Source organism: Saprospiraceae bacterium, assembly GCA_016713025.1.
Classification (GTDB): domain Bacteria; phylum Bacteroidota; class Bacteroidia; order Chitinophagales; family Saprospiraceae; genus OLB9.
In genome coordinates this window covers 2103430-2115207 of sequence record JADJPZ010000004.1, presented here as the reverse complement: position 1 = coordinate 2115207, position 11778 = coordinate 2103430, and the positions used below count along the sequence as shown (strand labels likewise).

The window sequence follows — 11778 nt, the reverse complement described above, 5'->3', positions numbered from 1 at the left end:
GTTTAAGATATTTTTTAATAAATTTCGAGTATATAATCAAAAACAAAACAAAATAGTTTCAAAAGAAAAGTTAAATTTTACCGGATTGATCTCAAATTAAGACAAAATCATAATTTCAGCTGCATGTTGCTGTAGCCAATATTCCTGAAATTTGCGGTCCGGGTCGTATTTTTTTTCCTGAGATTGTACATTGAAGTGCCTGTCTTCTCTCGGGTCATTACCCACTCCCGCAATGTAGAGCCAATTGCCATAGTTCGAACATGGATCATAATCTATGAGCTGGGATTCAAAATATTCAGCACCCATCAGCCAATTGACTTTGAGATCATGGACCAAAAAACTAGCCACAATTTGCCTGCCTCTATTTGACATATAGCCTGTATTGTTGAGCTGTATCATATTGGCATCCACAAATGGTACACCTGTATTTGCAGACGACCATTTATAGAAAGTTTGTTCATTATTATTTTCCAAAGGTTTTATACCTTTTATTCCTGATGGCTTGAAGATTTTGTTACCATATTTTTTGCCCATCAATCTGAAAAAGTCCCGCCACAAAAGCTCAAAATATAACCAATAGGTTGACTCATTTTTTTCGATTTTGTCTTCATACAATTTAAGTTGCTGATATACATATTTTGGCGAGATACAGCCTGCAGCGAGCCATGGAGAGAGTTTACTGCTAAAATCCCAACCTAACAATTGATTTCTCGTATTTTTGTAATGAGTGATTTGATTGCTTTCCCAAAGATAATAGTCTAGTTGAGCTAATGCAGCAGTCTCACCACCTTTAAACTTCGCTGCATCAGGGTGTACTATTTCATCTGTATCTTTATCATAGGATTCTAAATCAGGAAGCACTCCAGAATCAATAGGTTGGGGTAGACCAGGCAAATACTTCGGAACAGGAAAAGGTGATCGTACCGAAATTATATTTTCTATTTCTTTTCTATAGTTGGTAAATGTATCCGGCACCTGGCAAACAGGAAACGGAAGATCCGCAGTATGGTACAACATCTTACCTCTAACATACCTCAATTCCTGTCCTATGGTCCATAATTTATTTTCTAAAGCATCCTGAACTTTTACTTCTTCTGAAGTTCTTTCGCGGTTACAAAAAACCCATGATGTTTTATTTTCTTTTGCGAGCTTAAAAATTTCAATTTCCGGCAGGCCAACTCTGATAATTAATTCACTGCCTAATTTTCTCAGGTTTTGGCGAAGGTCCTCAACGGATTCTATAATAAACTTTGTCCTGAATTTTCCACACTTTTCAAAACCGAATTTAGTTTTGCCGCGGAAAACTCTTTCATCAAATACATAAACGGGTATGATAAATTCAGACTTCGCTATAGCTTCAGTGAGTGCTTCGTTATCATGTAGTCTCAAATCATTCCTAAACCATATGATAGAAGTATGCTGCATTTCTTTATTATTTCAATCTCTTAGCAGGCAAACATAGATCCCTTGGTTTTGTTCAAAATTTATCAGTCCTTTCTTCCGCTCCTATCGATAAAATTGCTTCCTGCCTGTTGGGTACCCATGACAAGGACATCCTGGATATTGATGTGCTTACTTCTCGACGCCATGAAATATATGATTTCAGCCACATCTTTTGATTTCAATGGCGTAAAATCTTCATAAATTTTTGATCTTTTTTCGTCCCCGTCAAATCTTACCAGTGCGAATTCAGTTTCTTCCACATGACCCGGAGATACCTGACTCACTCTTATACCATGCTTGTACAGGTCCAGTCGCATGCTGCGGGTTAATGCATCTACCCCAAATTTAGTTGCTGAGTAAACATTGCCATTGGGGTATACTTCATGGCCTGCAGTAGAACAAACGTTGATGATATGTCCTTTTTGGTTTTTAACCATTACGGGACTTACCAGACGGGTAATATATAGCAAACCCTTTATATTGGTATCGATCATAGTTTCCCAATCGTCAAGATGCCCTTCATGTATCGGATGGAATCCTTTTGCCAGCCCGGCATTATTGACCAAAACATCAATCTGTCGCCAGTCCATTTTTAATGACTTCCAGGCTTTTTTTACTGCTTCGTTGTCTCTGATATCAAAGCAAAGAGTCACAATTTCCACTCCATATTTTGTTTGCAACTTCTTCTTGAGATCTTCCAGCCGCTCTTTTCTTCTACCTGTGAGCACAAGATTGAATCCGTTTTTTGCAAATATCTTAGCTGATGCACTTCCGATGCCTGAAGTCGCACCGGTAATCATCACTAACTTTGTAAAAGGTACCTTCATAACTTGTTATTTTTTTATGGCAGATAAAATTTGACTAAATTCTTGGGTAAAATTTTGATATCCTGGCGTCGCAGGTCCGGAAAATCCTGTATGAATTTTGACAATCAGATCGTTTTTATCAGTAATGATCAATGTAGGATAGGACATGATTTTATCAAGCATGGGCATCATTTGAGATGCTTGTTTTTTATCGTAATAACCTCCGTACAAAACTTCATGACTTATCTTCATTTTATCCTTGAATTTTTTTAATGCTGCTATGGATTTACTTAGTTCTTTATATCTTTCAAAACCTATCCTGATTAAAGCAACGTCTTCTGAAGGGTTTTTTATAAAATATTCCTTTAGAAAAACAGTTTCATCGATACAGTTAGGGCACCATGTTCCCATGATTTGGATGATTTTTATTTTATTTTTATATTTTTGATCTTTGAGGCTTACCATATTGCCTTCAGTATTTAAAAATGAAAAGGCAACAGGTCTGTCTGATACCGATTTTGTGAGATCATATGAATCAGTCAGTGAAAATGTATCATCTCTCACCCCTTCCCAATTGGTAGTATATTGGCTTCCGGACCTGAAGGTCCCTGACAATGACCCGTCTTCCATCACTTTACCATTAAAAAGAAAAGCATGAGCTCCATCAAAAGCGGATAAATACAGTTTTGAACCTGCTACTTTACCTTCCAGAAAACGATAGTCACCTGTTTCTGTGAGAAAAGTGCCGGTGACAATATCTCCTTTCTGTTTAAAAATACCAACTGCCTTATACTCATCCTCAGTGCCTATTTCAAATGTACATTTCCATTTACCTTCCACATTGATGTTTTGGTCTGAGACCATAGAGTACCGATCTGAAACACCATGTATTGCCTTGAAAGGTATTCTGTAATTCTCTTTGTAATTGACAATCCAATCGCCTTCTATCACTCCGTCTTCATATATAGCCTGTATTTTTGTATCGTATACCGGAAATTCTACGATGATAGTGTCTTTGGCAGTGGCCTTATCTGTTCCAAAAGTGATATCTTGTATTTTGATTCGCTCATCAGCATTGTGTATGACGATGTGAAAAGTACTGTCATTGTCATAAACTACATCAAAATTGAAAGGTAATTCAGAATCAACTTCAAATTTTTTCACAATGTCCCGGTCATCACCATACTTCTGGACCGGCGTCCTGTCCAGTAATAATACCCCTCTCCAGATACCAGGAGGAATTTTTTGAAAAGTACTGTTTGGTGCTACACATGAAAGAGATGTGATGACAATAAAAATAAAAAAAATGTAGACCAACCGCATTATGTATAATTTACCGATGATAAATAGCCTCAATGTAACATCATGTCTATGTCATAGTTCAAACTGAAATATTGATTTTTTAAAGCCTGAGAAAACCTTAAACCTTATAGAAAACTGTATTTAAAAAAAATAGCATCACAATTATTTGAATTTTAATAACTTACGATGCTAAATTTAATGCTCAGTATTTTCTGTTTATCATGACAATCATTCACCTTTATCCCCTACAAACTGATCTTCTTTGTTTTTAAATAAAACATTGAAAGTGGTAAGGCTTCCGTAAATCCTTGTAATGTACTGTTGCAGATTTACCTTATCTTCATCAGAAAGATGTGATGCATTGATTCTTTGTTCCATCACTCTGAGTCTGTCTCGTACCATCACTATCTTATGAAAAAAAGTATCGATCGGAATTTCTTTAGGTTTCAGGGCTGTATCATCAGGTTTTAATATCATTAGTCCGTTTTTCCATTTGTCGCCCAAAGGAACTACTTCACTGATGTCTGACCATGCTTTGAGAATTTTTATCAAAGACTTTTCAGCTTCAGAGAATGATACTTTTTCGTCTGCTTCGATTTTTTCGATGATCTCCCATGAGCTGTATTCTTTACCTACCATTTTGATCCCATAGGTAATAAAACATACTCTGTAAGCTACTACTTCTGCTCCTATGACAACACCATCTCCAAATGCCGGATGTTTGACACGAGAACCTATACCAAGAACAATTGCCATATTATTATAATTTAAATATACAGCGTAAAGGTATAGTTTATATTACATCTGACAAAATTATTGTATATCTAAATTTATGGATTTTTGCAATGAAATTTTGGACAATTACAGATCAAGGACAGTTATTAAAATTGTCAGAAATCTATTCCAATATGACTGTTTTGTTGCCGGCCACAAATACATTGTCGTTAAAGACAAGCCGAAGTGCTTTTGCCAGGACCAATTTCTCCACATCCCGACCGGCCTGAGCCATTTCCTGCCAACTATGGCTATGGTCTACATGCATGATGTCCTGCTTGATGATTGGGCCTTCGTCAAGATTGTCATTGACAAAGTGTGCAGTAGCTCCTATGATCTTTACACCTCGCAGATAGGCCTGTTTATATGGATTTGCACCTATGAAAGCAGGTAAAAACGAATGGTGTATATTAACAATCCGGTTGGTAAAGTGCTTTACAAAATTAGGGGTCAGTATGCGCATATATTTTGCAAGGACGATATAATCGGGAGAAAAGTCAGAAATCAATTCTATCATCAAGGTCTCGTGCGCTTCCCGGCTGATGCCCTCCGTAGAGATATGATAGAAAGGTATATCAAACCTGGCACATACATCACTCAGGCTTTCATGATTACCTATGACTGCCAATATTTCAGCATTCAGTTCACCGTAATGGTTGAGCACCAGCAGCTCTGACAGACAGTGATGCTCTTTGGTGACTAAGATGACGATTTTCTTTTTACGTTTGCCGTCAAATGAAATTTCTGCATCAGTAGGTAAGATACCTGACAGTCCATTCATGATTTTATCCGGTACGATTTCACCCGCAATTTCTGATCGCATAAAAAAACGGGAAGTTTCAGTATCTACAAACTCCTGATTGGACAAAACATTGAGATTGTTGAAATAAAATACTCCCGTGACTTTATGAACAAGACCTTTTCGTCTGCACATGATATCCTTACTATGCTGTTTTCCATTTTTCATTCAAATATGGGTGCAAAATATCAGAAAAGTGGCACACCTGAACATAAATCACAGGAATATCCGTATTATTGTATTTAAAATATCAATTTCCTAAGATTATGACCAGAAAGCTCAAATATGTATTGATCTTCATTTTATCCCTTACACTAATTGTAGCCTTATTTTCTATTAAGAAGGATATACCAGTAGATGATCTGAAACCCAAGTATGCTTCGGAGCCTTCAAAGTTTGTGGATATCATGAATATGGATGTACACTACAGAGCTGAAGGTATTTCCGACGATTCTCTGCCTGTTGTGCTGTTGCATGGTACCGGAGCTAGCCTGCACACGTTTGATTATTGGACAGATGTACTGAAGGATTCAAAAAAGGTTTTCAGAATGGATTTACCTGGTTTCGGCTTGACGGGCCCTTTCACTGACGGAGACTATACAATTTCTCATTATGTTGAATTTCTTAATGAATTTTTGAAAAAAAATGATGTGCAAAAATGTATTCTTGCAGGTAATTCTTTAGGAGGAAACATTGCTTGGAATTTTGCACTTAAACATCCTGAAAAAATAAAAAAATTAGTTTTGATCGATGCCGCCGGCTTAAAATACAAAGAAAGTAAACCACCTTTAGCATTCAGAGTTGCAAGAATGCCTTTACTCAATCAACTTCTGACGATCATCACACCCAAATCTATGGCACGTAAAAGTGTAGAAGATGTGTATTCCATCAAATCCAAAGTATCCGACAGTCTCGTAGACAGGTATTATGAATTGACCCTTCGTGAAGGTAACAGGCAAGCTATGGTTGACAGGTTTAAGGTCAATCCGGACTATAGCAATATACCAAAATTGAAGGGTGTAGAGTGTCCGGTTTTGATTTTGTGGGGAAGCGATGATCTTTTGATTCCAGTGTCTTCTGCAGTAGAATTCAGTCAATTACTTCCGAAAGATACTTTGGTGGTTATCAATGATTGCGGACATGTACCTATGGAAGAATGCCCTGAAGAGTCGCTCAATGCTTTACTGAGTTTTATAAAAAATTAATTCTACTTTGACAAATTATACGGACTTTCCGATTGATTGGAAACTGTTGGGTTAACCCAACAGTTGTGATAATTAGGGTCTGCTGAATGCTTATTAAATTATTGATTATCAATTTAATATAAATTTATTTAGGATTACCAGTGCGCGGTTTTTTGTGCATTTTTATAAAACCATTTGCACTTGATCTTGGCTTGCCCTATGCGGGCAGCAGTTACTTTTTTGCATTGCCAAAAAAGTAACCAAAAAACGCTAGTTCAAAAAAAGGCGATTGCAAAGCACCGCTCATTCCGAGCCAAAATGCTTATTCTATCGCCTTAATTCTCAATCGTTTAACTTTAATGTTCTACTTTGGCGATAGACGCACTTTTGACTCTGCATTCACTATCGCTTGTTTTTTGAACGGATCCATTGCTCACCACATTTCTAAAATTAGTCAATTTTGACATATTCAGCAGACCCTAATTACTTCCGAAAGATACTTCGGTGGTTATCAATGATTGCGGACATGTACCTATGGAAGAATGTCCTGAAGAGTCGCTCAATGCTTTACTGAGTTTTATAAAAATTAATTCTACTTTGACAAATTATACGGACTTTCCGATTGATTGGAAACTGTTGGGTTAACCCAACAGTTGTGATAATTAGGGTCTGCTGAATGCTTATTAAATTATTGATTATCAATTTAATATAAATTTATTTAGGATTACCAGTGCGCGGTTTTTTGTGCATTTTTATAAAACCATTTGCACTTGATCTTGGCTTGCCCTATGCGGGCAGCAGTTACTTTTTTGCATTGCCAAAAAAAGTAACCAAAAAACGCTAGTTCAAAAAAAGGTAACTGAATGGTGCAGCTTTGCTGCATTTGAGTGATACGAAATCACTCAAAAATGAAGGCACTGATTTAAACTTAAATCAGCTAGGTGTCATAATGTTCATTTCCGACCTGCCCACCCCTTTCGGGTTCCTTCACTTCTCGCATTGTCATGCTCGACCTTACAGGATCGTTCAGTCATGCATTATTCTATCGCCTTAATTCTCAATCGTTTAACTTTAATGTTCTACTTTGGCGATAGACGCACTTTTGACTCTGCATTCACTATCGCTTGTTTTTTGAACGGATCCATTGCTCACCACATTTCTAAAATTAGTCAATTTTGACATATTCAGCAGACCCTAATTACTTCCGAAAGATACTTTGGTTGTTATCAACGATTGCGGACATGTACCTATGGAAGAATGTCCTGAAGAGTCGCTCAATGCTTTACTGAGTTTTATAAAAAATTAAGGCTTAAAAAATGTCAGACAGTACTGATGGAACGTATTGCTTACAAATGTATTGCCATACCCATAGGGAGCTAAATTGATATCATCCTGACACCAGAAAACTTCGGGGAGCAAGACCATTTTTTGCATCAGCAAACTGGAAAGATCCCAGGCAAAAGGATAGTTTCGACCTTTCTTTTTTATATTTTTCACCACTATAGTCATATAGCTGCCACTTTTCATCAATGTGGCAATATTGAAGTAAATGTCTTTCAGGTCATCCAAAAATTTTTCATAATCTGCTACATTCCCCAAATCTTCTTCATTGTCAGAATAGTTGGTCTGAAGCCCTTTTTCAATTCTTTTGGCTTGATTTTCTGCTCCCTTCATATTGAGCATATCCCAGTAAGGAGGCGATGTGATCATAAAATCTATTTCAGGGAAATCATCGGGTGTGATGAGCCTTGCATCTTTATTGATTATTTTGTATTCACCCGATATATCTTCAGGGGCAAATAGTTCTTTCTGCATCGGGCTGATGACATCTTGACATCTTTTGTCGCAATATCCATAAAAAACGTGCTCAATTCTGTTCCATAAGCATTGCGACACGATTTTAGGGCGGCTACCTGAGTACTGCCTGTGCCACTCATTGGATCAAATACATTTTGTCCTTTCACCGTAAAATTATTTAAAAACATCGTTACCAGCTCTTCAGGATATTTTGCCGGATGGAGCACTTCATTTTTTTTCCGCGGAGCAGGTTTTAAGATGAACCATGCAGGGATATTTAAATCTTGTTTTTGCTTTATAGATGGTGAAGGGAGTTCAAAAAAATGGTGCTGTTTTTCAGTGTATACACCACCTGAATTTTCATCTTTTCTGAAGTTCAGACAATAGAATGTATTTGTATTTTCAGAGCTATACGGCATTGAACTTCCTGATGGTGGATGATTGCCACATGCGATTTTTTCATCTTTAAGACTGAATAAGCCCGAAAGCTGGTATGCAAGATCCCATGCAATAGGACAATAAACTCTATCGATGAAAACATTAGGAATAAAGATGGTTATAAACCTCCTTTCCTCAAGATTGCGGAAAATATGAACTGCAAGTGCTATAATGTGCTTCCTCAGATCATAATAATCTGCTAACGATTGCAGTGACATTGATTTTTGCCTAAAATCTAATAAGGCGTATTGTAAAGTCTGATTGGTATATTCATCTTCCGATAGCATCGGAATCGTACCTTGAGTACAAATGTCCTTTACTATTTCCTTAGTATCGCCTGCATAAAGTACACTCTGGTCAGTGATTTCGGCTTTTGAAAAAAACAGAATATGTTCTGACAACAATTTGTGATCATCTGTGTACCTGAACCATGATTTTTGGAATGGCAACCATTCTTTGGATGTGAGTCTGTTAAAGCGGTTTTTCAAAATGGACGTTATTAATACCCGAAAGATTTTTCTGATTTGGTAAGTTTTGCATCAGCATCATATTTTACCAGAATATTGATCCACAAAGACCTCGACATACGCAGAAAAAAAAAGTAAGTAAGTGATGCAATCAATAGCACTACGACCATGGACAAGTTGAGTGATAACTTAAAAACTATGAGACAAACTCCCACTATACCTAAGAAAAAAAATGCTGAAAAGATATAAGACAAAAACATAGCTCCATAATAAAATCCCGGCTCCGGTTCAAATTTTTGATGGCAGACAGGGCATTTTTCAGGCATATTGAGTGGTTTTGTAAATTCAAAAGGTTTGATAAATAGATCTCCTTCCTGGCATCGCGGGCATTTTTTCAATAATGCATTTGACAGAAAATTGCGCTTGTTCATTGAATATCTGTAAATTAGATTAACTTAAAATATCAAAAAAAAACTTCCACTACTTACAATTATTCAATTTCTGTGGATTCAAACAAAAATAAAGATTATAAATTAATATTCTCTTTTGAAGTAATTATAGTGAACAGAAAATATTCTGAGAAAAATTTAAATCATAATGTATTGTAAATTAAATAATTATGATAATAAATTTATGCAATCAATTTTCTGTTTGGTATATGATAGTGCTTATCCGATCAATCTTGAAAACTATAACAAATCGTTTTAAGCCAAAAGTAAAAATACTACGCATCCTGCCAGATATCCTGCTAATGTAAGCCATGTGATATTTTTAAAATACCAGATAAAATCAATTTTTTCCATTCCCATGGCTGCGACACCTGCAGCTGACCCTATAATGAGCATACTGCCTCCAGTACCTGCAGTATAAGCAATAAAATGCCATAAATGGTCATCAATAGGATTGTTGTACATGCCCATTGCAGCGGCTACTAGTGGAACATTATCAATAACGGCTGATAAAAACCCCAACAATATGATGATGACATTGGTATTTGGGATAGAGTTGGAAAGTGCGTTGGCTCCACTTCTTAAGATACTAAAATCACCAATCACTGCCGTTTCAAAAGCAGCAATAGCTAATAATATGCCTAAGAAAAATAAGATGCTGGACAGTTCTATTCTGGACAATGCCTTGTGGGGGGAATATTTATGACGATCAGATTCCTCAAAATTTTCCTCCGGATGTATGTATTCTGACACAGCCCAGACGACTCCTAGACTAAGCATCATACCTATATAAGGTGGTAAATGAGTCAATGTTTTAAATACCGGAACAAAAATGATCATAGCTAACCCTAAAAACAACATGGTATTGGAACTCAGAAGTTTTTTATTAAATACATTTTTATTTTCACCTTCTTCAAGATCACCTTTGAAGATACTCTTAAAAGATACTAAAAAATAGGGCACTATAAAACAAACGATAGCAGGTATTACAATATATTCCATAAGCTGAATGGAAGTCACTTTTTTTCCTATCCATAACATAGTAGTCGTAACATCACCTATCGGCGACCATGCTCCACCTGCATTTGCAGCTGTAATTATCAAACACACAAACCATAACCTTTCAGTTCTGTCAGGAATGAGTTTTCGTAGTAGACTTATCAATACAATAGTTGTCGTTAAGTTGTCAATAATAGCTGACAGAAAAAAAGCCAATACCCCGGTAATCCAAAGTAGTTTTTTCTTGTTTTTAGTATTAATCCAATCTTTGATCACATCAAATCCTCTGTGGAGATCGATTAATTCAACTATTGTCATCGCTCCTATCAGAAAAACGAGAATTTCAGCAATTTTTCCAATATGGTGAATGAGTGTTGCAACAAACCCTTCTTCATTAGCTTCTAAAGCTATAGGATCAGTCAAACCAGCCATGCTGAAAACATGATCATGGCCGTCAATTATACTCATGCTGCCGCTATAAAATGCAATAGCTACCACAGCCCACATCAGAGAGCCCATGAGTAGGGCAGGTACTGTTTTGTCGAGTTTCAGCGGATGCTCAAATACTATCATGAGGTATCCAACTATAAAAATGAGTATCACCGCTGCTATCATAATGAATGTATATTATAATGTTACAGGGGTAAAGATAGAGATTTTATAAAAAGATCAAAAAAAAGGGAACAATTATTGCTAAAGTTTATTTCATGCTTTTCACAAAATCCTGAATATTTTTTATATTGAAGTCTACTTTGCCTTTGTTGACTATGACGGGCATCTGCACATTTTCTCCCTTAAAACCCGTCTCCTTTACCTTTTCAAACATAAGATCATTATTTGGCTGGTGTAAGGTTGTATTCAACTCAAGGAAAGGTATTTTATTGTCTTCCAGGTATTTAATTACATATTCGCACCTGGCACAACCGTTCATCGTAAAAACATTGATTTTTGAAGGATTGATCTGTGTCCCGGTTGTTTTTGTATTTTTTCCGGAGATTGCTTTTTCCGGAGATTGCTTTTTAATTTTTTTGTATGAGATCGAAGAGTTATACTGACATTGCACACCCTTTGGAGCAGTAAGTGTAACTAAGTACTGCCTTATATTAGGTTTAAGAACGACCTGAACAGGTAAGTTTTGATCAGTTGTAAAACCTACTAAGTCAAGATTAAAGGTGAGATTCAGATCATCAACTGTATTGTTTACTCCAAAAAGCTTGATATGAGAAGCAGTTCTTTCTTCTTCGATTTCAATATCTTCTTTCTGTGCCAATACTACACCATTCAAAATACAAACGAGACATATAATCAAAAACTTCATTT

At 36.3% G+C, this 11778-nt stretch carries 11 protein-coding genes; 1 reads left to right on the top strand and 10 read right to left on the bottom strand.

Annotation, left to right across the window (positions count from 1 at the left end; all coding sequences use genetic code 11):
• Positions 1–96 precede the first annotated feature (96 nt).
• The 5 genes from IPK35_15320 to purU form a co-directional block, all read right to left on the bottom strand.
• Entirely contained in the window at positions 97–1425 is a 1329-nt protein-coding gene (locus IPK35_15320; protein ID MBK8054589.1) for a DASH family cryptochrome, read from the bottom strand.
• A gap of 62 nt (positions 1426–1487) precedes the next feature.
• Positions 1488–2270 carry an SDR family NAD(P)-dependent oxidoreductase gene (locus IPK35_15315; GenBank protein MBK8054588.1) on the bottom strand — a complete coding sequence of 261 codons (783 nt, stop codon included), beginning with the start codon at positions 2268–2270 and terminating at the stop codon, positions 1488–1490.
• 6 nt (positions 2271–2276) lie between these two features.
• The gene (locus tag IPK35_15310) at positions 2277–3572 is read right to left on the bottom strand and encodes a TlpA family protein disulfide reductase (GenBank protein MBK8054587.1); all 1296 of its coding nucleotides are present in this window, start codon (positions 3570–3572) and stop codon (positions 2277–2279) included.
• Between the two features lie 207 nt (positions 3573–3779).
• On the bottom strand, positions 3780–4307 hold the full coding sequence (locus tag IPK35_15305; GenBank protein ID MBK8054586.1) for a hypothetical protein: 528 nt from the start codon (positions 4305–4307) through the stop codon (positions 3780–3782).
• A gap of 142 nt (positions 4308–4449) precedes the next feature.
• Positions 4450–5292, bottom strand: a complete 843-nt coding sequence (purU, locus tag IPK35_15300) for a formyltetrahydrofolate deformylase (protein MBK8054585.1) — start codon at positions 5290–5292, stop codon at positions 4450–4452.
• A 98-nt stretch (positions 5293–5390) separates the two neighbouring features.
• On the opposite strand from purU, the gene IPK35_15295 reads away from it, so the two are divergent.
• On the top strand, positions 5391–6329 hold the full coding sequence (locus tag IPK35_15295) for an alpha/beta hydrolase (protein ID MBK8054584.1): 939 nt from the start codon (positions 5391–5393) through the stop codon (positions 6327–6329).
• A 1281-nt stretch (positions 6330–7610) separates the two neighbouring features.
• On the opposite strand, the gene IPK35_15290 is transcribed toward IPK35_15295, so the two are convergent.
• From IPK35_15290 to IPK35_15270, 5 genes are all read right to left on the bottom strand, one after another.
• Positions 7611–8123: a hypothetical protein gene (locus IPK35_15290; protein ID MBK8054583.1), complete on the bottom strand. Its 513-nt coding sequence runs from the start codon at positions 8121–8123 to the stop codon at positions 7611–7613.
• Entirely contained in the window at positions 8072–9031 is a 960-nt protein-coding gene (locus IPK35_15285) for a site-specific DNA-methyltransferase (GenBank protein MBK8054582.1), read from the bottom strand. The genes IPK35_15290 and IPK35_15285 overlap by 52 nt, the downstream gene beginning before the upstream one ends.
• 11 nt (positions 9032–9042) lie before the next feature.
• Entirely contained in the window at positions 9043–9441 is a 399-nt protein-coding gene (locus tag IPK35_15280; protein ID MBK8054581.1) for a DUF983 domain-containing protein, read from the bottom strand.
• Positions 9442–9714: 273 nt separating this feature from the next.
• A complete protein-coding gene (gene nhaD, locus IPK35_15275; GenBank protein ID MBK8054580.1) occupies positions 9715–11073 on the bottom strand; it encodes a sodium:proton antiporter NhaD in 1359 nt (452 codons plus the stop codon).
• 85 nt (positions 11074–11158) lie between these two features.
• Positions 11159–11776, bottom strand: a complete 618-nt coding sequence (locus IPK35_15270; protein ID MBK8054579.1) for a hypothetical protein — start codon at positions 11774–11776, stop codon at positions 11159–11161.
• Between the last annotated feature and the right edge of the window lie 2 nt (positions 11777–11778).

What these genes read in the sequence shown, in the direction of transcription:
- IPK35_15280 (MBK8054581.1), bottom strand. Translation starts at nt 9,441, where the DNA reads ATGAACAAGCGCAATTTTCTGTCAAATGCATTATTGAAAAAATGCCCG.
- IPK35_15295 (MBK8054584.1), top strand. Translation starts at nt 5,391, where the DNA reads ATGACCAGAAAGCTCAAATATGTATTGATCTTCATTTTATCCCTTACA.
- purU (MBK8054585.1), bottom strand. Translation starts at nt 5,292, where the DNA reads ATGAAAAATGGAAAACAGCATAGTAAGGATATCATGTGCAGACGAAAA.
- IPK35_15305 (MBK8054586.1), bottom strand. Translation starts at nt 4,307, where the DNA reads ATGGCAATTGTTCTTGGTATAGGTTCTCGTGTCAAACATCCGGCATTT.
- nhaD (MBK8054580.1), bottom strand. Translation starts at nt 11,073, where the DNA reads ATGATAGCAGCGGTGATACTCATTTTTATAGTTGGATACCTCATGATA.
- IPK35_15290 (MBK8054583.1), bottom strand. Translation starts at nt 8,123, where the DNA reads ATGCAGAAAGAACTATTTGCCCCTGAAGATATATCGGGTGAATACAAA.
- IPK35_15310 (MBK8054587.1), bottom strand. Translation starts at nt 3,572, where the DNA reads ATGCGGTTGGTCTACATTTTTTTTATTTTTATTGTCATCACATCTCTT.
- IPK35_15270 (MBK8054579.1), bottom strand. Translation starts at nt 11,776, where the DNA reads ATGAAGTTTTTGATTATATGTCTCGTTTGTATTTTGAATGGTGTAGTA.
- IPK35_15315 (MBK8054588.1), bottom strand. Translation starts at nt 2,270, where the DNA reads ATGAAGGTACCTTTTACAAAGTTAGTGATGATTACCGGTGCGACTTCA.
- IPK35_15320 (MBK8054589.1), bottom strand. Translation starts at nt 1,425, where the DNA reads ATGCAGCATACTTCTATCATATGGTTTAGGAATGATTTGAGACTACAT.